This is a genomic window from Corynebacterium oculi, from assembly GCF_001412105.1.
GTDB lineage: Bacteria > Actinomycetota > Actinomycetes > Mycobacteriales > Mycobacteriaceae > Corynebacterium > Corynebacterium oculi.
In genome coordinates, this window is the sequence record NZ_LKST01000002.1 from 419,253 (window position 1) to 440,229 (window position 20,977).

23 protein-coding genes and 1 tRNA gene are annotated in these 20,977 nt (G+C 65.0%); 8 read left to right on the plus strand and 16 right to left on the minus strand.

Translation table 11 applies throughout. The features are described 5' to 3' along the window. Positions 1–4 precede the first annotated feature (4 nt). Genes Cocul_RS06025 through Cocul_RS06040 form a run of 4 tightly spaced genes read left to right on the plus strand, consistent with a single transcriptional unit; the run spans position 5 to position 3,040 of the window. On the plus strand, positions 5–844 hold the full coding sequence (locus Cocul_RS06025) for a glycosyltransferase (RefSeq protein ID WP_055122380.1): 840 nt from the start codon (positions 5–7) through the stop codon (positions 842–844). 13 nt (positions 845–857) lie between these two features. Continuing rightward, positions 858–1,547 carry a glycosyltransferase family 2 protein gene (locus Cocul_RS06030; RefSeq protein WP_245622119.1) on the plus strand — a complete coding sequence of 230 codons (690 nt, stop codon included), beginning with the start codon at positions 858–860 and terminating at the stop codon, positions 1,545–1,547. Then, positions 1,544–1,897 carry a DUF2304 domain-containing protein gene (locus tag Cocul_RS06035; protein ID WP_055122381.1) on the plus strand — a complete coding sequence of 118 codons (354 nt, stop codon included), beginning with the start codon at positions 1,544–1,546 and terminating at the stop codon, positions 1,895–1,897. Before Cocul_RS06030 ends, Cocul_RS06035 begins: the two co-directional genes overlap by 4 nt. A gap of 18 nt (positions 1,898–1,915) precedes the next feature. Continuing rightward, on the plus strand, positions 1,916–3,040 hold the full coding sequence (locus tag Cocul_RS06040; protein ID WP_150114393.1) for a DsbA family protein: 1,125 nt from the start codon (positions 1,916–1,918) through the stop codon (positions 3,038–3,040). Here Cocul_RS06040 and Cocul_RS06045 read toward each other — a convergent pair whose 3' ends face one another. From Cocul_RS06045 to Cocul_RS12820, 3 genes are read right to left on the minus strand one after another with little or no spacing between them, the layout of a single operon-like run. Next, the gene (locus Cocul_RS06045) at positions 3,041–3,973 is read right to left on the minus strand and encodes an NAD-dependent epimerase/dehydratase family protein (RefSeq protein ID WP_055122383.1); all 933 of its coding nucleotides are present in this window, start codon (positions 3,971–3,973) and stop codon (positions 3,041–3,043) included. It lies immediately after the preceding gene. Positions 3,974–3,983: 10 nt separating this feature from the next. After that, a complete protein-coding gene (locus tag Cocul_RS06050; protein WP_245622120.1) occupies positions 3,984–4,865 on the minus strand; it encodes an MFS transporter in 882 nt (293 codons plus the stop codon). Next, positions 4,835–5,182 (minus strand): hypothetical protein, encoded by a 348-nt coding sequence (locus Cocul_RS12820; RefSeq protein WP_245622121.1) that lies wholly within the window; start codon positions 5,180–5,182, stop codon positions 4,835–4,837. The genes Cocul_RS06050 and Cocul_RS12820 overlap by 31 nt, the downstream gene beginning before the upstream one ends. Before the next feature lie 74 nt (positions 5,183–5,256). On the opposite strand from Cocul_RS12820, the gene panB reads away from it, so the two are divergent. Both panB and panC read left to right on the plus strand, forming a co-directional pair. Beyond that, positions 5,257–6,078 carry a 3-methyl-2-oxobutanoate hydroxymethyltransferase gene (panB, locus tag Cocul_RS06055; RefSeq protein WP_055122384.1) on the plus strand — a complete coding sequence of 274 codons (822 nt, stop codon included), beginning with the start codon at positions 5,257–5,259 and terminating at the stop codon, positions 6,076–6,078. A gap of 9 nt (positions 6,079–6,087) precedes the next feature. After that, positions 6,088–6,960 (plus strand): pantoate--beta-alanine ligase, encoded by an 873-nt coding sequence (gene panC, locus Cocul_RS06060; RefSeq protein WP_245622136.1) that lies wholly within the window; start codon positions 6,088–6,090, stop codon positions 6,958–6,960. Here panC and Cocul_RS06065 read toward each other — a convergent pair. From Cocul_RS06065 to Cocul_RS06110, 13 genes are all read right to left on the minus strand, one after another. Then, positions 6,944–7,579 carry an MBL fold metallo-hydrolase gene (locus Cocul_RS06065; RefSeq protein WP_055122385.1) on the minus strand — a complete coding sequence of 212 codons (636 nt, stop codon included), beginning with the start codon at positions 7,577–7,579 and terminating at the stop codon, positions 6,944–6,946. The genes panC and Cocul_RS06065 overlap by 17 nt on opposite strands. Beyond that, on the minus strand, positions 7,580–8,674 hold the full coding sequence (locus Cocul_RS06070) for an S-(hydroxymethyl)mycothiol dehydrogenase (protein WP_055122386.1): 1,095 nt from the start codon (positions 8,672–8,674) through the stop codon (positions 7,580–7,582). A 101-nt stretch (positions 8,675–8,775) separates the two neighbouring features. Continuing rightward, positions 8,776–9,066 carry a hypothetical protein gene (locus Cocul_RS06075; protein WP_055122387.1) on the minus strand — a complete coding sequence of 97 codons (291 nt, stop codon included), beginning with the start codon at positions 9,064–9,066 and terminating at the stop codon, positions 8,776–8,778. Next, entirely contained in the window at positions 9,066–10,628 is a 1,563-nt protein-coding gene (locus Cocul_RS06080) for a glycerol-3-phosphate dehydrogenase/oxidase (RefSeq protein ID WP_211257105.1), read from the minus strand. Before Cocul_RS06080 ends, Cocul_RS06075 begins: the two co-directional genes overlap by 1 nt. After that, positions 10,619–11,215 (minus strand): TetR/AcrR family transcriptional regulator, encoded by a 597-nt coding sequence (locus tag Cocul_RS06085; RefSeq protein WP_069723579.1) that lies wholly within the window; start codon positions 11,213–11,215, stop codon positions 10,619–10,621. Before Cocul_RS06085 ends, Cocul_RS06080 begins: the two co-directional genes overlap by 10 nt. A 17-nt stretch (positions 11,216–11,232) precedes the next feature. Beyond that, positions 11,233–13,233 carry a YhgE/Pip family protein gene (locus Cocul_RS06090; protein ID WP_069723580.1) on the minus strand — a complete coding sequence of 667 codons (2,001 nt, stop codon included), beginning with the start codon at positions 13,231–13,233 and terminating at the stop codon, positions 11,233–11,235. Between the two features lie 84 nt (positions 13,234–13,317). Then, positions 13,318–14,250 (minus strand): diacylglycerol kinase, encoded by a 933-nt coding sequence (locus Cocul_RS06095; protein ID WP_055122391.1) that lies wholly within the window; start codon positions 14,248–14,250, stop codon positions 13,318–13,320. 264 nt (positions 14,251–14,514) lie between these two features. Beyond that, complete coding sequence (locus Cocul_RS06100) at positions 14,515–16,101, minus strand: FAD-binding oxidoreductase (RefSeq protein ID WP_055122392.1); 1,587 nt, start codon at positions 16,099–16,101, stop codon at positions 14,515–14,517. 274 nt (positions 16,102–16,375) lie between these two features. Then, positions 16,376–16,546 carry a VapC50 family PIN domain-containing toxin gene (locus Cocul_RS13200; protein WP_483772859.1) on the minus strand — a complete coding sequence of 57 codons (171 nt, stop codon included), beginning with the start codon at positions 16,544–16,546 and terminating at the stop codon, positions 16,376–16,378. Continuing rightward, positions 16,543–16,950 (minus strand): PIN domain-containing protein, encoded by a 408-nt coding sequence (locus Cocul_RS11875; RefSeq protein ID WP_211257106.1) that lies wholly within the window; start codon positions 16,948–16,950, stop codon positions 16,543–16,545. Before Cocul_RS11875 ends, Cocul_RS13200 begins: the two co-directional genes overlap by 4 nt. 20 nt (positions 16,951–16,970) lie before the next feature. Beyond that, on the minus strand, positions 16,971–17,468 hold the full coding sequence (locus tag Cocul_RS13080; protein WP_082422195.1) for a helix-turn-helix domain-containing protein: 498 nt from the start codon (positions 17,466–17,468) through the stop codon (positions 16,971–16,973). Between the two features lie 112 nt (positions 17,469–17,580). Then, positions 17,581–17,656, minus strand: a tRNA-Thr gene (locus Cocul_RS06105). A 16-nt stretch (positions 17,657–17,672) separates the two neighbouring features. Then, positions 17,673–18,905 carry a DNA polymerase III subunit delta' gene (locus tag Cocul_RS06110; RefSeq protein WP_245622122.1) on the minus strand — a complete coding sequence of 411 codons (1,233 nt, stop codon included), beginning with the start codon at positions 18,903–18,905 and terminating at the stop codon, positions 17,673–17,675. A gap of 35 nt (positions 18,906–18,940) precedes the next feature. Here Cocul_RS06110 and Cocul_RS06115 point away from each other — a divergent pair, with 35 nt between their 5' ends. Together Cocul_RS06115 and Cocul_RS06120 are read left to right on the plus strand one after the other, a co-directional pair. Beyond that, a complete protein-coding gene (locus Cocul_RS06115; RefSeq protein WP_055122394.1) occupies positions 18,941–20,467 on the plus strand; it encodes an adenylate/guanylate cyclase domain-containing protein in 1,527 nt (508 codons plus the stop codon). A 3-nt stretch (positions 20,468–20,470) separates the two neighbouring features. Continuing rightward, complete coding sequence (locus Cocul_RS06120) at positions 20,471–20,923, plus strand: methylated-DNA--[protein]-cysteine S-methyltransferase (RefSeq protein WP_055122395.1); 453 nt, start codon at positions 20,471–20,473, stop codon at positions 20,921–20,923. The last annotated feature ends 54 nt before the right edge of the window (positions 20,924–20,977 follow it).

The following is a 20,977-nucleotide window of genomic DNA, read 5'->3' on the forward strand; positions in this document are numbered from 1 at the left end:
AACTATGTCCACGCTCGGGGTTCTCATCACGTTGTATCGCGGTTCCGATCCCGCCCATGTCCGTGCCTGCCTTGATTCCCTCGCCGCCCAAACCCGCCCGGCCGATCATGTGGTTCTCGTGGAGGACGGCCCGGTGCTTCCGCAGGTCGAAGAGATTATCCGCGCCTTCGTGGCCGCCCAGGCTCCTCGCTTCCGGGTGCAGGTGCTGCGGCTGCCACGCAACCTCGGCTCCGGCCTGGCTTCCGCCGAGGGAATGACGGTGATGGAGGAGGACCTCATCGCCCGGCTCGATTCCGATGACATCGCTGCCCCCACGCGCTTTGAGGTGCAGTGCGAGTTCCTGGATCGCCACCCGGAGATCGACGTGCTGGGCACCTCCCTGGCGGAGTTCGAGGTATCTCCCCAGGAGGTCACGGCGGTGCGCCGCCTGCCGGAAAATCACGCGGACATCGCCCGCTACGCCAGAATCAACTCCCCCGTCAATAACCCCTCCGTGATGATGCGGGCCAGCGCGATCCGGCGGGCGGGCGGGTACCGGCACGTGCATTTCATGGAGGATTATGACCTGTATGCCCGCGCCCTGGCCACAGGCGCGCGCTTTCACAATCTCCCCGAGCCGCTAACGTACTTCCGGGTCTCCCCCGCTCAGCTGAAGCGCCGCACCGGCTCGGAGATGTTTGCCGCCGAACTTCAGATGCAGCGGCGGCTGGTGTCCTACGGGCTCATTGGCAAGCCGCGCGCGGTGATGAACTTCGTGGCGCGCAGCGCTTATCGCCTCTTACCCACCGCCATGCTGCGGCGCGCCCACGCGCGGCTATTCCATAAAAAGCCCAAAGCACATTAGTATGTGGGGCATCATGAATGAAGATACGTGGTTGATTATCCCTTGCTTCAACGAGGGCACCGTGATCGGTGACGTCATCAGCCAGGCCCGCGAGACCTTCCCTAACATCGTGGCCGTCAACGACGGCTCCGCCGATAACTCCGCCGGGGCCATTCACCAGGCCGGTGCCCACCTGGTCAATCACCCCGTGAACTTGGGCCAAGGTGCCGCCATTCAAACGGGAGTGGAATACGCCCGTAAGCAGCCCGGCGCGACGTACTTTGTCACCTTCGATGCCGATGGCCAGCACCAGGTCAAGGACGTTCTAGCGATGGTTGAGCGGCTACGCACCGAGCCCATCGACATCGTGGTGGGCACCCGCTTTGGCCGCCCCCGCAGCGAGGAGGATCAGGTTCCCTGGATCAAGCGCGTGGTGCTCAAGACGGTGGTGGCGCTCTCACCGCGCACGCGCCGCCTGGGGCTTACCGACGCCCACAACGGCCTACGCGCCTTTAATCGCACGGTGGCCGAGGAACTCAACCTGCGTATGAACGGCATGTCCCACGCCTCGGAGTTCGTCTCCCTCATGGACGAGCGGGGGTGGCGCGTGGCGGAACAGCCGGTGGATATTTTGTACACGGAGTATTCCATGAGCAAGGGGCAATCCTTGTTCAATGGCGTCAATATCCTAGCCGATGAGTTACTTGCACGGAGGCTGCCATGACCGCTTTGATCCAGATCATTCTGCTTCTGGCCACCATTGGCCTGGTGTGGTACTTCATCAGCCATCGCCGCAAGGCCCGGGCCAAGGCCTACGTGAAGCTCCTTTTTGTGCTCTTCATCGCCGTGTGCATCTGGGCGGTACTGCGCCCCGATGACCTCACCGTGATCGCCAACTGGGTGGGCGTGGATCGCGGCACGGATCTCCTGCTCTACGGTCTGGTGGTGGCCTTCATGTTTGTCACCATGTCCACCTACGTGCGCTTCCGTGAGCTAGAGCTGCGCTATTCCCGCCTGGCGCGCTCCGTGGCGCTGCAAAACGCCGTCCGCCCGGAGGACGAGCTCACCCGCTAAGGCACTACACTCGTGCGCATGAGCGATGAGAATAAACCGGAACAACCCAGCCCGGCCGATAAGCCCTCGCACTCCCAACCCGAGGCGGCCTCTAGCGCCGCGCAGCCCCCGGTAACGGAAAATAACGCGCCCGCTTCCCCGGCCGCCTCCTCTTCCCCCGCCACCGCCCCGGAGGCCAAGGCAGGCGCAACGGATCCAGCCAGTGCCGCCGCCGTTGGCGCTCCCGCTGGGGATGGTGCCGCCGCCGGTGACACCACCGATGCCTCTACTGAGCAGCCGGGCCCCGAGGAAACCGGTGTCCCGGAGAAGAAGGATTCCGCCGAGGGCCCCACCCCCGGCTGGGCCAAGGCCGCCATCGGCGTCCTCACGGTGCTCGCGCTCACCGCGGGCGCGGGAGGGTTCGCCCTGGGCAAGATCACCAGTGGCAGTGACGCCACGCTCCCCGAGGCCGAGGCGGCCTACATCGGCGGTCCCTCCGGCCCCCTGACCTCCCCCGCCGATATTCACCGCCTCAATCCCGATGATCCCTTTGCTATGGGTTCTCAAGACGCCAAGGTGATTGTCTCCTATTTCTCAGACTTCAGCTGCCCCGTGTGCGCCAACTTTTCTCAGGAAATAGAGCCCAAGATCATCGACGAGTACGTCAATGACGGCCGGGTGCGCCTGGAATGGAATGACTTCCCCTTCCTGGGCGACGCTTCCATCCTCGCCGCCCAGGGCGGGCGCGCCGCCGCCGCTCAGGGGAAGTTCTGGGAGTTCAAGGATGCCGTGTACGGCGGCTTCGAGGGCAACGAGCACCCCGAGTACACGGTGGATGACCTCGTGGGCTTTGCCGAGCAGGCCGGGGTTCCCCACCTGGATAAGTTCCGCGCTGATGTGGAAAGCGGAAAGTTTGCCAGCACGGCCATGAACGCGCTGATCTACGGCGGATACCTGGGTGTCAATGGCACCCCGACCTTTGTGGTCAACGGTGTTCCACTGATGAGCACCGACTACGACTCCCTGAAGAAGGCCATCGAGCAGTCTCTTCAGAATGGCCAGCCGGACGCCCCCGTGCTCCCCGAGCAGGGTGCGGAGGGGGCAGAGGGCACCGCCCCTGGTGAGGCCACCAACGGGGAAGATCCCGCCCCCGCAGAGGGGTAGTTAACCCCGGAAGAACTCTACGGTGCGCCGCACCCCCTCTTCTAGGTGCACCTGCGGCTCCCAGCCCAGCACCTCTTGGGCGCGTCGATAGCTCAGGGAGGAGCGGGGGACGTCGCCCAGGCGCGCGGGGGCGTATTCGGGGGCGTCGGGCGCACCGGCCGCCCGCGCGACGAGGCTGTGCAGCTGCCGATCCGATGTTTCCACCGAGGTGCCGATGTTAAAGCGCATTCCGCCGCCCTTCTCTCCCGCGGCCAGGCAGAAGGCGCGCACTACATCGCCCACGTACACGTAATCGCGGGTATTCTCCCCCTTGCCAAAGACCTTGGTGGGCTGGCCGGCTAGCAGGCGCTGGGAGAAGATCGCCACCACCCCGGCCTCGCCGTGGGGGTTTTGGCGCGGGCCGTACACGTTGGCCGGGGCGATGTGGGTGCAGTCCAGGCCGTAGAGGTGGCGGAAGGTATTGAGGTAGGTCTCGCCCGCGAACTTCGAGGCGGCGTAGGGGGAATGGGGATCCACCGGGGTATCCTCCCCCACGGGGAAGGCCGCAGGCTCGCCGTAGATGGAGCCGCCGGAGGAGGTGTGCACGATCTTGCGCACGCCGTGGCGGCGGGCGGCGTCGGCAAGCCGAATGGTGGCGAGGATATTGGTTTCCGCGTCCGCCACGGGCTCCGCCACGGAAGAGCGGACGTCGATCTGCGCGGCGAGGTGGAAGATCACCTCGGGGCGGTGCTGGGCGAGCAGGGCGTCCATGTCGGCGGTGCGCACGTCCTCCTCCACGAGGGTGAGGCGGCCCGTCTCCTGGGCCTGGCGGAGGTTTTCACGCTTGCCGGAAGAAAGATTGTCCAGCGCCACCACGCTGTGCCCAAGGTCAAGGAGGGCGTCGCACAGGTTGGAACCGATGAACCCGGCGCCGCCGGTGACAAGTGTGTGCATGGTTACCACCTTAGCGATGCCCCAGTGGGCGCCGCCGCGCCGCCCACCCTGCCCAGGCCATGCCTGAGCACGCCATGACGAACCCGAAGCCCAGCATTTGGGGGTAGGTAAACGTGCCCCCAAGGAACGTCAGCAACGCCGGGAACATCATGCCCAGGTATGTGAAGCAATAGTAAATGCCGGTCAGCGCGCCAAGATCCTCCGGCAGGGCAATGCGCTGGGTCTCCGCCAGGCCGATGAACATGCCCAGACCGTAGGCCAGGCCCAGCACCACCGCGCACAGCACCCCACCCCAGGTGCTCGGGTGCATGGCCGTGAGCATCGCGCACGCCATGCCGGCAGCCGCCAGGGCCATCGCGCACACCGGGCCGCGCCGCCCGCCCGTGTCAAAGCACGGGCCGATCTGCTGGATAGCAAAGCCACAGCCCATGGTGATGAAAGAGATCATGCCCGTGTACGCCACCGCATGGTCTATCCCCGCCTGCAACCGCGAGGTCACAATGGTCTGCGCGGTAAAAGAGCAGCCGAATACCCACGGGGCCATGGGCACCACCACCGTGAGAAACCTCCGGCTGCACAGCGAGGGCACCGCGATACTATTGCTTATCGACGCCCCCCTGCCCCGATACGTCTCCGGGACCGTCAACAGCAGTGGGTAGACCGCCACCGTGAGCACGATATGCACCACGTAGATGAGCTGGCCGGGGTGACCCGCCCACTGGGCCAGGATTCCCGCGGTGACCGGCCCCAGGGCCAGGCCGGTGGTCAACGTCATCGACGCGCGCTTAGCTCCCGCCGAGGCCCGCGCCTGAGGCTCGTAGGGCGGCATGGAAAGTTCCTTGAGCCAACTGCCGCCCGCAGTCATGGCGATGCCCAGGGCCAAGCCCGCCACAAACCGGCCCGTGGCCAGGAGGGCCCCCTGATGCTCCCCCGCAGCGATGAGCGCGGAACCCGCGATGCCAGGGCTGGGGCCGGGAGCATCACCGCCCTGCGCCCCCAGCGATCTGCCAGGGTGCCCGCGCCGAGCAGTCCCACACCCACCCCCACGGCGTAGATCGCCAGCATGGAGTCCACAAAGAGATCCGCAAACTCCCCCTCGCCGCGGTAGAACACGATCATGGAGGTGAACTGGTTTCCGCCCCAGGCCACCACGAACATGCTCAGCGCCACCCGCCACCAGAGGCGGGGAGAAGTATGCTCCTGAGTCATACAAGCAGATCCTACGCCTATGTGATATCCAGCACGAGAATGAGGCTAAAAGAGGATCAGTTACACTCTCCCCTATGCCACAGATCACCACCGGGCGGGTGCGCACCCGCCACCTCTTGCAGGCCAAGGCCCAGGGGCAGAAGATCACCGCCTTGACCAGTTATGATGCCCTCACCGCCGCGATCTTCGACGAAGCCGGGATAGACCTCCTCCTGGTGGGAGATTCCGCCGCCAATGTGGTGCTGGGCCACTCCTCTACCCTGCCGATCACCGTGGACGAGCTGATCTCCATGTCCCGCGCCGTGGCCGGTGCCGCACCGCGCGCCTTCGTGGTGGCAGACCTTCCCTTTGGCAGCTACGAGGCCGGCCCCGAGCAGGCACTGGGCACCGCCACCCGGTTCATGAAGGAGACCGGGGTGGCGGCCGTAAAGCTAGAGGGCGGCGCGGAAGTGGCCCCCACCATCACCGCGTTGACCCAGGCCGGGATTCCCGTGGTGGGCCACCTGGGTTATACCCCCCAGTCCGAGCACGCCCTGGGCGGGCACGTGGTGCAGGGGCGCGGCGAGGCCGCCGAGCGCCTGCATGCCGACGCCCTGGCGATCCAGGAGGCGGGAGTGTGCGCGATGGTCTTCGAGATGGTGCCCGCCGCCACCGCGGAGCGGATCAGCAAGGACCTCGCCGTGCCCACCATCGGGATCGGGGCCGGGGCCGGGACCGACGGGCAGATCCTGGTGTGGACGGATGCCTTCGGCTTGACCCGGGGAAAGACCCCGCGCTTTGTGCGCGCCTATGCGGATCTGGGCGAGGAACTGGGCCGCGCCACCCGCTCTTATATTCAGGACGTGCACAGCGGGAGCTTTCCGCAGGAAACCGAGTCCTTTGGGGAGGAACGGTAAGTGACCATCCTGTGCCGCACCACGCAGGAACTCCGCGCGGCCCTCGCCGTCAACCCTGCCTCCAGCCTGGGCCTGGTGCCCACGATGGGTGCCCTGCACCAGGGGCACGGGCGGCTCATCGAAAGAGCCGTGGCCGGCAATGATGTGACGGTGGCCAGCGTCTTTGTCAACCCTCTCCAGTTCGCCCATAACGGTGACTGTGAGGATTATCGCCGCTATCCGCGTCAGCCGGAGGAAGATGTACGCTTCCTCTCCGAGCACGGGGTGGACATCGTCTTCATGCCCAGCGTGGCGGAGATGTATCCCGACGGCGAGCCGCTGATCTGGGTGCGCACCGGGGAGATGGGATCGCGTCTAGAGGGGGCCAGCCGCCCCGGGCACTTTGATGGCGTGGCCACTGTGGTTTCCAAGCTCTTCCACCTGGTCTCCCCCACCCGCGCCTACTTTGGTCAAAAAGATGCCCAGCAGGTAACGATCATTCATCGCCTGGTGGCGGATCTGAACCTGAACGTACAGATCGTGGAGGTGCCCATCGCGCGAGACCAGGACGGCCTGGCGGAATCCAGCCGCAACCAGCGCCTTTCCCCCGAAGCGCGCCACCACGCGCTGGCGCTCTCCCGTGCGCTTTTTCGCCTGGTGGAGCGCGTGGAGCGAGGCCAACCGCTCGATCTCGACGGCGCCCGGAAGGCCCTGGCGCAGGCCCCCGGGGTGGATCTGGATTACCTGGTGGTGGTGGATCCCCGCAGCCTCGAACCACTGAGCGCAGAAGCGCTCACCCGGCCGTTGGAAAAACCGGCACTGGCCCTGGTGGCGGCCGTGGTGAGCGGAGTCCGGTTGATTGATAACGCGAGGTTGCCGGGAGGATCTAGTACCCCCGCCTGATCCACTCCTCCAGGTGCGGGGCCTCGCTGCCGATGGTGGTGTGATCCCCGTGCCCGGTGCGCACGGTGGTCTCCGCGGGCAAATCCAGCAGAGAGGTCTTGAGCGATTCGATGATGGTGTCAAAGGAGCTATAACTGCGCCCCGTGGCTCCGGGACCGCCCTGGAAGAGGGTGTCGCCGGAGAAGAGTTCCGCGGCCTCCGGCAGGTAGAGGCAGCAGGAGCCGGGTGAGTGGCCGGGGGTGTTGAGCACCGTCATGTGGGTGCCCGCCACCTCGAAGGTCTGCCCGTCCGCAAGGTCGCTGTGTGCCACTCCCGGCAGGGTTTCCTCCCAGAGCATGTGGTCACCGGGGTGGACAAAGATCGGCGCGTCTAGGCGCTGCGCGAGTTCGGGGGCCGCGTTGATGTGGTCGTTGTGGGCGTGGGTGCAGATGATACCGCGCACGGTGCGCTGCCCCACGGCCTTGATGATGGGGGCGGCGTCGTGCGCGGCGTCGATGATGTACACCTCGGTATCGTCGCCCACCAGCCAGATGTTGTTGTCCACGTCCCATTGTCCGCCGTCGAGGGCGAAAACGCCGGAGGTGAGCACGTGGTCTACACGCAGGTTGCTGTGGCTCATTTAGAGCACCACCACGGAGCGCAGCACGGTGCCGGACTTCATCGTGGCAAAGGCCTCTTCCACGGCGTCGAGGGCGATGCGCTCGGAGACGAACTTATCCAGCGGGAAGCTGCCCTGGAGGTGGAGGTTGACGTAGGCCGGGAAGTCCCGTTCGGGCAGGCAGTCGCCATACCAGGAGGGCTTGAGGCTGCCGCCCCGGGAGAAGAAGTCGATGGCGGGAATCTCGATGGTGGAGGTGAGGTTGGGCACGCCCACCATGACCATGCGCCCGGCGTGGTCGCGGGAGTAGAAGGCCTGGCGCCAGGTGGGCATGATCCCCACAGCGTCGATGGTCACGTCCGCGCCGAAGCCCCCGGTGAGGTCGCGCACGGCGTCGATCACGTCCTGTTCTTCCATGCCGGCGGAGTTGATCGTGTGGGTGGCGCCGAGGTCGCGCGCCCAATCTAGTTTGCGCTCGTCCACGTCCACGGCGATCACCGTGGTGGCGTCATTCATGGCGGCCCCGGCCACGGCCGCCGCGCCCACGCCTCCGCAACCGAATATCGCCACGGATTCTCCGCGCTTGACCTGGGCGGTGTTCACGGCGGCACCCACGCCCGCCATGACGCCGCAGCCCAGAAGGCCCGCGGCGGCGGGATCTTCCGCGGGGTTGACCTTGGTGCATTGTCCTTCGTGCACCAGGGTCTTTTCCGCGAAGGCGCCGATGCCCAGGGCCGGGGTGAGTTCCGTGCCGTCCTCCAGGGTCATCTTCTTAGAAGCGTTGAAGGTGGCAAAGCAGTAGTGGGGTTCGCCGCGCTTGCAGGCGCGGCATTCCCCGCACACGGCGCGCCAGTTGAGCACCACAAAGTCCCCCACGGCCACGTGGGTGACGGCCTCCCCGATGTCCTCCACCACGCCCGCGGCCTCGTGGCCAAGGAGGAAGGGGTAGGCGTCCTCGATGTCGCCGTCGCGGTAGGCCATGTCCGTGTGGCACACGCCGCAGGCCTGGATGCGCACCACCACATCGCGCGGGCCGGGATCCGGGATCACAATGGTGGTGGTTTCCACGGGCTTGCCCTTAGCGGCGGAGACAACGCCGGTGACCGTGTAAGACATATCGGGCTCCTCTAATATGTGAAAGATTGCAGGTACCCGATCGAGTCTAACGGCCCCTCCGCCACATCGCCGCAGGTGAGAATGATTTTTATTAAGCCCGGTTAATCCCGCAGCCCCTCATACCCGGGGATCCCCGCCGCGGCGTTGGCCGCCAGAACCCCTTTGGGGCGGGAGATTTCCGCCCCGGAGTTCACGGTGATCCCGGCGGCCTGATTCGCCGCCGCCAGGCCGCTGATCCGCTCGGCGGGCGCACCGGCCGCGCCTGTTGCCGCCGAGCCCTTGCTCGACTTCTTAGAGCTCGCCAGGGCCACCACCTTGTGCATGATCGCCCCCGTGGCCACCGGGTAGCGCGCCTGAGCCTTCACAAAAACCGTATCCAGAAACTTTCTCATCAGATGCTCCTCATCACATGCTCGTAGATTTCTTCCACCGCCGGGCGCGCGGCCTCGGCGTCCTCGGGGATCATGGCGGCGCGGGTGCGCCGCTCCAGCACGTCCTCCACGGTGAGCGCGCCCTCGTGGGTGAAGGCGTACTCAACCTCGGCGCGGGTGACGTCCAGTTCACCCACCGTTTCCAGCGGCCGCTCCACCGTCGCGGCGGCCAGCACCTGCGGGGCCTCGTTACCAAAGCGGCGGATCATCGGCTCCGGCAGCCCGTGCAGATCGCGGGTGGCGATGTGCGAGTACTCCCGGTGCCCCGGCGCGCCGAGCAGCGGGAAGTTCCGGGTGGCGCAGTCCCGGGCGTCCAGCCCGCGCTGGGAGATCACCTGATCCAGCGTTTCCTGCGCCATGAGGCGGTATTCCGTGAACTTGCCGCCCACCACGGAGTACATGCCCTCGGCGGATTCCACCACGGCGTGTCGGCGCGAAAGGTCGGCCGTGGAGCCCTCTTCCCCGTTATCCAGCAGGGGCCGCAGCCCGGTGAACGCGCCGAGCACGTCGGCCCGCGTGAGCGCGGTATCCAGCGCGCGGTTGATGTTGCGCAGCAGGAAGTCCACGTCCTCCTCCGGGGTGGGCGGCACGTCCGGGATGTCCCCCGGCGCGTCCTCGTCCGTGAGCCCCAGGTAACAGCGCCCGTGCGGGGCGGGAAGAATGAAGAGGTAGCGCGAGATGGAGCCCGGCAGCGGCACCGTCAGCGCCCCGGTGGGGTTGCCAAAGAGTTCAGCGCGGAATACCAGGTGGGTACCGCGCGCGGGGCGCACCTTGATTCCCTCGTCCATCGATCCGGCCCACACGCCGGTGGCATTAATCACCGCGCGCGCCCGCACCGTGTACTCGTTGTGCTTCACGACGTCGCGCAGCAGCACCTCCGTGCCGGTGGCCCGCACCGCCTCGCAGTAGGTGAGGATCTTCGCGCCCTCACTGGCCGCCGTGCGCGCGATGGCGGTGACCATGCGGGCGTCATCGACCATCTGGCCGTCGTAGTTCACCCAGGAACCCTTCAGGCCGGCTTTCGACGCCGCCGGGCAGAGCCGCAGCGTCTCCTCCCGGGAGGCGAAGCGCGAGCGCGGCAGGGTGCGCGCCGAGGTACCGGCGGTGATGCGCAGCGCGTCCCCGGCCAGGAAGCCCACGCGGGTGGCGGCCTTTTGGATCAAGGTAGAATCCGCCCCCAGGGCCATGACCTGGGGAAGCGCGCGCACCAGGTGGGGTGCGGTGCGCTCCATCAGAATGCCGCGCTCCACGGCGGAGTGGTGCGCAATGCCAAATTCCATCTTGGCGAGGTAGCGCAGGCCCCCGTGGGCCAGCTTGGAGGACCAGCGCGAGGTGCCAAAGGCGAGGTCGTGCTTTTCCACCAGGACAGTGGAAAGTCCCCTGGTCACGGCATCCAGGGCGAGCCCCACTCCCGTGATGCCGCCGCCGATGATGACCACATCGACGGGTTCTTGTGCCTGATCCAGCGCGTGCAACTCCTCGGCACGCCGCGTGGCATTGAGGGCACCGCTTTTCACTGACATAAATATCCCTTCAACATTGCTTCGAGCTCCTTGGCCCATTCTTCTTCCGAGCCTATGTGGGAACTCATGGTTTGAGCAGAAAGAACGAGGGACTGCAAAACCATAAAGATGTGAGTGGCAATCACATCCGGGTCGCCGCCGCGCATGGAGGAATCGGCGCGCTGCATGCGCGATACCACGTTCTTGATGAATCGGATAAGCACTTCCTGGCTTTCCCCAAAGCGCTGAAACTGGTAGGTCAAGAGCAGTTCCGGGCTCTTATTGAGTACCTGAATCAGAAACTCATTGTGCCGGGCATGTCGCGCGATCTCCACCAGGGAGCGGCACAGAGCATGGGAATCCTGCGGGAGCGGATAAGCGACATCCACCAGCCCCACGATCTCTCTGGTGAGAACTTTGCGGGCAAGGTTCTCCACGTTGCCAAAGTAGGAGTACACCGTGGGGCGGGAAACCCGGGCGCGCTTGGCCACGGCGACCATCGTGGTCTTCCTGATCCCGCGCTCCATAAAGCACGCGCGGGCCGCAAAAAGGATCTCTTCCTCCGCTTCCGTTCGCCTGCTCTGCGCAGTAGACGCAGTGCTTATCACAAAATCAGTCCTCCCCACTAGCCCGCTTCCACGGCCTGCATGCGCTGCGTCGTGTCCGCCGCGTGCCGGCCGGCTTCCGCATTGTGCTTTGCCCGCACCGAGCGCACCAGGAAGGTCAGCGCCAGGGAGATCAGGATGGACAGAACCAGGCCCGCCACGCCCAGCCAGAAGGTGCCGTCAAGGGCGCCGTCCGTGGCCCGGATGAAGCCGTACCGGGCGTAGGTCATCGGGTGTACGCCGTGGAAAATGCGCAGAGCGCTGGGCGTGAGTTCCAGCGGCCACACGCCGCCGAAGGAGAAGGCGCCGTAGCCCAGGAAGCCGAGAGCAAAGATGCCACCCACGAGCCTGCCAAAGAGCACCCGGAAGAACTGGTACACCGCCGCGCCGCACATGGCCATCAGGGCGAAGATGAACAACGTCGCTCCCCAGTGCAGGGGCTTCCACCCCATCGTGGCGGAGAGACCCGCAAGGATCAGCAGGATCGCCATGTTCACCGCGGAGGTCAGGAGGAAGGCCTTAACGGCGGGCAGCGCCGTCGAGCGCTTACGCCCAATCAGGTCTGGAAGCAGGATCGAGGCGAAGGCCATGAGCAGGAAGCCAAAGACCAGGATCAGGATCATGGACACGCCGCCCGAGAGGGTGAGGCTGGTGGGATCATGCACGTCCACCTGGGTCTGCACCGCGTGGTTATTCTGTGCGTCGTACAGGATCGGCGCGGCGATCTGCTTCGCGGAGAGCGGCACGGCGTTGATCTTCGGGGCCTGCTTGGATCCCTCGGCCAGGCCCGTGGAGAGTTGCACGGTGCCATCCTTGAGTTGGCGCGTGCCGTCGTTGAGTTGCAGGGTGCCGTCGTAGAGCACCCCCATGCCGTCATCCACCTGCACGATGCCGTCGCCCAACTGCTTCTGGCCGTCGTTGAGCTGCAACAGACCACTGTGGAGCTGCTGCTGGCCGTCGTTGAGCTGCAACAGACCACTCATGTACGGCGAGGAGGGGTCGGTGAGGTTGCTGCGCACCTCGGCGGTGCCCGCCTTGAGCTTGCGCAGCTGGCCCGCCATGTTCTCCGGGTTGTTGTTATTGAACTGCCCCAGCGTGCCGGCGATCTGATCCGCCTGCGCACCCAGGCCCACCGCGCGCATGGTGTCCAGCACCGGCTGGAGGCTCGTCACCGCGTTCTGCAACTGATCCATCAGGGGAATCAGCGCGCCGGTGAGTTGCCCCACGCCATCGTCAATCTGCACCATGCCGTCGCCCAGTTGCTTGGTGCCGTCCAGGAGCTGCCCCTGGCCGTCCACCAGCTGCTTGGAACCGTCGAGCGCCTGGGCCTGGCCGTCCACCAACTGCTTGGAACCATCCCTAAGCTGTGTGGTGCCGTCCTTGAGCTGGCCCGCGCCGTCCACGCCCTGGGTGGTGCCGTCGTGCAGCAGGGTCGCGCCGTCGTCGAGCTGCTTGGCGCCGTCGGCCGCCTCGCCCAGACCAGCGCCCAGCTGGTTCATGCCGTCGAGGATCTGCTTGGCGTACCCTTCCTGGATTCCCTGGGCCACGCCCTTTTGAATCTCGGAGACCAAGCCATTGGTGAGCAGCGGCGCGTTCGTGCCGTTGAAGTCGTTGTAGGAGATCTCCACCACGGGCTGCTTGGGCTTATCGTCAATCACCGTGACCACGTCCTGGAAGAACTTCTCCGGGATCTCCACGGTGAACAGATAGGTGCCCTTGGCCAGGCCCTCCTCCGCCTCGGAGGCGCTGACCTCCACGAAGTTCAGGTATTCCGTATCCAGCAGGCCGTCCACCACCTGCTGACCGAATTTTTCCTGCTTGCCGGCCTGCATCGCGCCTTGATCGTTATTCACCACGGCCAGTTGCACGTCGCGCAGGTAGTGGCGGGGGTCCCACATGGACCACATGTACGCCACCGCCACGATCAGCGGCATCACGAGGAGCACAACGATGAGCGTTCGAGAAAAAGCACCGCTCGGACGCCAATCAAGCATCCGGGATAGCCGGGAAGATTTACTCATGCCTAGATTCCTTTCTCCACTTCCCTCACAATTCCTGCTATGTGGGCCTGATTACGGCCCGGGCTAAAGCCAGTTCGGGGCCAGCTAAGGGCGAGGTACCAGGTAATACCCCATTCCCGGCACGATCTCGCATTCCATCGGGCTCGGGAAGTACTTATCTCCATCGGCGTAGGCATTGATGCCCGGCATTTCCACCCGCACCTTCTTCGCCCGGTACTGGCGCACCTCGTCCAGCCCCTCAAAATCACCGGAGAAGATCCGCCCCACGTTCAGGGCGGCCTTTCTGCGGGTCATCTTCGTGGCGATGGAAATATCAAAGAGGCCGTCATAGTGATCGGCATCCGGGCACACCTGCATACCGCCGCCATAGGTGCGGGTATTACCGATGGCGCAGAGCGTGACGTCCCCCTCAAAGGTTTCCGCCCCATCATCAAAGATCAGCCGCGTGGGCAAGGAGTGGAAGTTCAGGAACTCGATGGCAATGGCCAACACGTAGCGCGGCTCCCCGGAGGGCCACGGGATGCGGTTGGTGCGATCAGTCACCAGAGAATCAAACCCCGCGCAGGCGATCGTGCCAAAGTACCGCTCCTGGCCGTCATCGGTGCGCATAATGCCCAGGTCGGTGCGTGTGGTGTAGCCCTCCACGATCACCTTGGCCGCCCTCCGGGGCTCCAGCGGGATCTTGTACTCCCGGGCGTGATCGTTACCCGTGCCGGCGGGAATGATCCCCAAGGGGGTATCGCTTCCCGCCTGCTCCTGGAGAGCCAGGCTAATCAGCCCATCGCCGCCGCAGGCCACGAGGGCATCGATGGAATCATCCTCGATCATCTCCTTCGCCAATTGCCTGGAAGCCGCCGGGGAAGAGCCGGAAATACTCACCACGTCCACGCCATACCGGTAAAAGGCCTTCTTGGCCTCTTCCGCCGCCGCCACGGCCTTACCCTTACCGGCTGCGGGGTTAGTCAAGAGGGCAATGCGCGATATTTCGCTACGCCCCATCTGATACGTATCACTCATATTCTTATTTCCTTCAACTTGTGTATCCACACGGCGCTCGGCGGCTCGGTAGTCCGGCGTACTGGCTTTCACCACCTTTTGCCGCCTGGGATCGCTGCCTGGGCTCACCGCCTGGGCTCGCCGCGCAGATTCCGGGTTACCGAGGGCCCTAAAAGCACTGAGGCTACTGAGGGCACCGGGCGCTCGGTATGACCGCAATGTCATTGCAGGTCTACCTCGCGAGCGCCCGGATTCAGCCTAGATTCCCTAGCCACTCCGGGCTAACTAAAAAAGCTTCTCCGGATTGAGAATCCCCGCGGGGTCGAGGGTCTTCTTCACCGAGGCCAGGATGGTGGCCCCCAGTTCGCCCATGTCTGGTTGTACCCACGGGCGGTGATCGGTTCCCACGGCGTGATGGTGGGTGATGGTGGCCCCGTTATCCACCATGGCCTTGCAGGCTGCCTCCTTAGCCTTCCACCATTGGCTCGCGGGATCGTCGCCGCGCTGGCCTGCAATGATGGTGAAGTACAGGGAGCACCCGCCCTCGTAAACGTGGGAGATGTGGCACATGATGATCGTCGAGCTGCCGGATTCCGCCAGGGAGGTGCCCACGGCCTCGGTCACGGCCTTCTTCACCCGGTCGATGTTGGACCACTCGGTAGCGGTCTCGAAGGTCTCGCACACCGCCCCCTGATCCAGCAGGCCATCGCGCAGCACCGGGGCGCCAAAGCGGCCGCGCTCCCACTGCCGCACCGGCCCTTCCCCACGGGATACGCCGCCGAGGGAAAGCAAAAGGTTGCGCGTCTCCTCATGGCGGGCCGCCGTGTGCTCCGGGGTGCCCTCGTACATGGTCAGCAGCAGGCAGCCGGAATCGGCGTCCTCGGAGTCACCGATTTTGTCGGTGGAGGAAAGGTTGATGCTGGACTCGATCTCATCGGAAAGGCGCAGCACCGTCGGTCCGGTGCCCGTCTGCGTCACCCGGCGCATCGCATCGGCACCGGCAGCAAAGGAGGGGAAACTGAAGGCCTCGTAGCGCTTGACCTCAGGAATCGGGTGCACGCGCAGGCGCACCCGCGTAATCACGCCGAGGGTTCCCTCGGAACCGAGGAAGAGTTGGCGCAGGTCGGGGCCCGCCGCCGAGGCGGGGGCCTGGTAGCCCACGCGCGTGATCCCCACCGGGGTCACCACCGTGAGCTCCCGCACCATCTCATCAAAGCGCCCGTAGCCCGCGGAGTTCTGCCCAGAGGAGCGGGTGGCTGCGTAGCCGCCGATGGAGGCGTAGGGGAAGGATTGCGGAAAGTGCCCGATCTGCAAGCCGTGCTTGGCCAGCTTCAACTCCGCGTGCGGGCCGGAAAGGCCCGCGCCCAGGGTGGCCTCCAAGGAAACGGTGTCCACGTCTTCCAGCTGGTCAAAGCGCGCCAGATCCAGGCTGATTACCGCCCGCAGCCCCCCCGCCTTGGGGGCCACGCCACCCACCACGCTCGTGCCGCCGCCAAAGGGAACCACGGCCACGCGCTGCTCGGTGCACCAGCGCAGCAACTTTTCCACTTCCTCCTCGGTGCCGGGTGCCACCACGGCATCCGGTGCGTCGATCACTCGCCCGGAGCGCCAATCCAGCAGATCGGGGTAGGACTTACCGCGCGCCCGGCGCATCCGCTGTTCGTGCTCGGTACTCACGTATTGCTTACCGACGATCCCCCGCAGCGCCCCCAGATCCTCCTCCGAAAGGCGCACCTCGCTGAGGCGAATGTCCTCGGCGGGAATGCGGTTGACCTCATCGGCATCGGCCCCCAGCACCGTGGAGACCAGCTTGCGCACGCTGCCGGACAGCGGCTTGGACTCCTCCGGGGTGCCCCACAGGTTATGGGACATGGGAGGGAGAGGAATGCCGGAATAATCAGAACCAGTAGTCATGGTCACATCATGACACTTTTACACTTTCTGTAAAAGTGTCATCCCGGGAGGCGTGGGTCACACTCTATGGAACGGGGTATATGCGCTGGTGAGGGGAGTTCCCGCGCGGCTACACCCTATCCCCTAAAGGGGGGATGACGGCATGGTGAGCGGTGGGGTGTTGGCCTTCACCCTCAGCGGTTACAGCATTCCCCACGCTACTGTCCACGGGAATTTCCCCGTGCCTACCCCGTCATCGACACAATGACCACCTTCTCCTCACCTCCGCAGCAAAGGATTCAGCCCCACACTTTTCCAATCTATTGAGCACATCCCCCACAGATAGACAAGGATTCCTCGTTGCCGCCGACTGAAGTTCTAAAGCACCCATGACCTCGCATGGATAAAGGTTCCACTGATTCATGAAGAATTCATCGGGGATTTCACTCGCATACCAAACTTAGAGACTTCCTCCTCAGGAAAGTCCTTTAGATTCGCAGTCACAATAAGGTCAGCCCCACCCCGTATCCCCGCCGCCACTACATGTCGATCACGCAAATCAGGCAGCTCTATCAAGTGAACTAAATTTTCCCACCCCACCACACAGGCATCATCAAAAGCCTTGTTCATCACCCCCACCCTGCGCCGTGCCGATCCCGAATAGAGCATATCGGGATGAACACGCTCAAGGGCCCATGTAACTTCATTCAGGATCCGAGTACTCCACAGTGGCCGGTAGATCCCCACCTCCGCAAGGCGCAATAGAGTATCCGCTTGAATAATGGGCACCAAAACGCAGGCATCTAAAATTACGCTCAACTGCGGCACAATTACCCCCCATCCCCCATCTACAAAGATCGTCTCGCCTGCCTCAATGCTCCCTCATAGGCGCGCGGCTCCGCCTCATACAGACCCGTTCCAGACGCCTCGGCAGTAAGCGCGTCCAGCGCCTCCCTCCGGCATGAATGCTTCTTATCCCGATAAGAAAGAACATCACCCAAGCGAATACGCTGATGCCCTCCCCTGGAAGTTCGCTTACAAGGGAGCTGTTCCTGCTCAAGAAGTTTTACCAGGGTAGGCCGACTAACCCCGAGGAAATCAGCCGCTTCCTGGGTAGTCAGCATCTGATCCACAGGCGCCACCGCAACGGCCTTACCCGAGTTCATGGCCCTCACTACATCCCGGAGAACACTGAACACCTCTGGCGGCAAGGAAACGGTTTGTCCATCCGGCCCCACTAACACGACGGGTCCAGTCAGGGGGCCGAGGAACTTACCAAGGTGCATCACCCCCTCTGGATCAGCAGGAGGTAGCACCGTATGCGCAGCACCTAGTTGATTAGGCATAGCGGCAGCCTATCGTAAAAACGAAAAGATCGAAAGAATTCTTTCCCCGCAGGAGAATTGCCACACAAGCATGACCGAACCATTGGAACCCCCACCCCCGAACAATAAAACCTGGAGCCGCCTGCGAGAATCGAACTCGCGACCTATTCATTACGAGTGAATCGCTCTACCGACTGAGCTAAGGCGGCACGAGCGGTTACTCTACTACACCCCATACGCCTGCCGCAAACGGCCCACGAGGGCGTCCGTAGCGATGCTGAACTGCACGTTCTCCGTGATGTGCCTGCGGCATATCGTGATCGCGTCCAGGCATTCCACCAGTCCCCGCTCCCCCACTTTCTCCGCTAGTTCCCCGGCCAGCCCCGCAAAATCGGGGTGCACCGGCTCCACCGTGGCCCCCACCGCTAGTAGGAGCGCGTCGCGGTACAGTCCGGAGAGATCCACCAGGGCCAGGTCGAGGAGGTCGCGCCTTCGCCGGGTGGTGCGCATGCGCTGTGCTTTTTCCAGTTCCTTGACCATGCCCGCCGATCCCCGCGCGGCCTTCTGCGTGCCCTTCCCCTTGCCCCCGGCCCCCAGGGAGCGCTCTAGTTTTTCGCGCTCGGCGGCGTCGGCTTCCGCGAATGCCTCGGTAGCCTCCTTCTCCATGGCCTTGACCAGGGTGTGCATGGCCTGAAACGCCTGGTCGCCGTGGCGGATGAGCTCCGCGAGCCCCAGCACGGCGGCGCGGCGCTGCTGCATGCTGGGGGTGGTGACCAACCTGCGGGCGCGGCCGATGTGGCGCAGCGAGGCCTGGGCGGCGAGGCGGGCGTCATTGTCCGTGGCTCCCTCTTCTTCCACCAGCAGGCGGGTGATCTCCGCTACGGAGGGGGAGGGTACGTAGATGTGTCGGCAGCGCGAGCGCAGCGTGGTGGAAAAGTCCTGTGGGTCGGTCGAGGGCGCACAGAACACCATGACGGTCCGCGAGGGGGGTTCTTCGACGGTTTTGAGGAGGGCGTCGGCCGCCGAGGCAGAGAGCCGATCCGCGTCCTCGATGATGACCACCCGCCACGGGGAGACCGTGGGCAGACGGTGTGCCCCGGCGATGATCGTCTCGCGCACGTAGTCCACGCCGATAGAGAGCGCCTGGGGCACGACGTGCACGACGTCGGTATGCGCCCCGTCCAGCACGGCGCGGCAGGACTCGCAGCGCCCGCAGCCGGGTTCTTCCCCCGTGCATTCCAGGGCCGCCGCGAAGGCCAGCGCGGCCTGGGAGCGCCCCGAGCCCGGCGCGCCGGTAAAAACCCAGGAGTGCGTCATGGCGGCGGTGCCGTCCGCGCCCGTTTCCGCCCCTCCGGGGGCCACCAGCGCCCGGGCCGCGCGGGCGGCGTTCAGCACCACGTCGCGCACGCTGGGGGTATCCGCGAGGCGTTCGGCCACGCTGCGGGGGGAAGTACTCACCGCACCCAGGGTAGCGAATGGATAGAGTATCTAGCATGAACCGATTGCTCAGGGCCATCACGTGGCTATGGGGGACCTCTTGGCCCCTGTACGCCGCCCTTGTGCTCGGATCGAATATCATCGGCGCAGCGGCGATCATGTTCTTCATCCGCGTGCTTATCCCGCTGCCCGAGCTGTATCACTTTGATTCCTCCGACTCGCACCTGGCGGCCATCGGCATTAGTTACGTGGTCTTTGCCGCCGTGGTGAGCATCGCGGCCACCTTTATTCTCTTCCGCCCGGTGCTGGATTGGCAGCGCTCCCCGGAGTCGCACGATCCCAACATGGTGCGCAATCTGGTGCTGCGCCTGCCTATTTATCAGGCGGCGGTGTGCGCCATCGTGTGGTTCATAGGGATTCTCATCGCGGTCATCATCACCTCCTCCACCAGCGGCCGCCTGGCGCTCATCATCGCCGTGGCCTGCGCCCTGGCGGGTTCCGTGGTCATCATCATCACGTACCTGGTGGCCGAGCGCATGGTGCGCCCGGTGGCGGCCTCCGCCCTGGCACGCCGCTTCGAGGACTCTACTTTGGAGCCCCCCATCAAGTCCCGGCTGCGCACCACCTGGGTGCTCACCACGGGGGTTCCGGCCCTTGGCGTGCTGCTGCTCATCTGGGGCCAGAAGGCCGGGTTTTTCACCGACAACGCCGCGGACATCATTCCCGCGATCCTCTGGCTCATCGTGGGCGCGCTGGTCACTGGCTTTGTGGGCACCACGCTCTCCATCATGAGCGTGGTGGATCCCATTCAGGAGTTACAGGAGGCCATCAACCGCGTGCGCCGGGGCGACTCCAACGCCCAGGTGGACATCTACGACGGCTCCGAGATCGGCGTGCTGCAAGCCGGCTTCAACGAGATGATGCGCGGCCTGCGCGAACGCCAGCGCGTGCGCGACATCTTTGGCCGCTACGTGGGCACGGAGGTGGCCCGCCGCGCCCTGGAGGAACGCCCCACCCTCGGCGGGGAGGATCGCAAGGTGGCGGTGCTGTTCATCGACGTCATCGGCTCCACCACCTTCGCCGTCCACCACGAGCCAGAGGAGGTGGTGGCGGAGCTCAACCGTTTCTTCGAGCGCGTGGTCACGGTGGTACACCGCAACAAGGGCATCATCAACAAGTTCCAGGGCGACGCCGCCCTGGCGGTCTTTGGCGCACCGCTCCCGCTTGCCGACGCCAACTCGCTCGCCCTCAGCGCCGCCCGCGAGCTGCGCGAGGAACTACGCGGCATGGCGCTCCAGGCAGGCATCGGCGTGGCCGCCGGGCACGTGGTGGCCGGGCACATCGGCGGGCACGATCGCTTCGAGTACACCGTGATCGGCGACGCCGTGAACCAGGCCGCCCGCCTCACCGAACTGGCCAAGGACACCCCCGGGCGCATCCTCACCAACTCCGCCACCCTGCGCGGGGCCAACGAGGCCGAGCAGGCCCGCTGGACGCTCATGAAGTCCGTGGAGCTGCGCGGCCGCCGGGAGATGACACAACTAGCCCGCCCCATCAGGGAAACCCTCGCAGATAGGTCATAACGCATGGACAGCCCCATCGGCCCCCTCACCCTGCTCGCCTCCCCGCGCGGCCTCACCCACATTCTCTTCGGCGCGGGGGAATCCACCGATTCTCCCATCGTGACACAGACGCAGCGAGAACTAGAGGAATACTTTGCCGGGCGGCGCCAGGAGTTCACCGTGCCGCTGGACTGGGGCGCGGCCACCGGATTTAGGCACCGCGTGCAGCGCCACCTGCTCAGCATCGAATACGGCCAGACCTCTCATTACGGCGAGATAGCGGCCGCGCTGGGAAAGCCCGGGGCGGCGCGCGCCGTAGGCAGCGGCTGCCGCACCAACCCCCTGCCCATCGTGGTGCCCTGCCACCGGGTTCTGCGCGCCGACGGCTCCCTGGGCGGCTACGCGGGCGGTCTCGCGGCCAAGGAGTATCTGCTGGGGGTGGAGGGGTTGCATTTAGCAGTCCCTCACCGCAGCTAGAACCACATATTGGCAAACTATTTTGCCTGCCATAAAATGATTTGCGCCCAGACC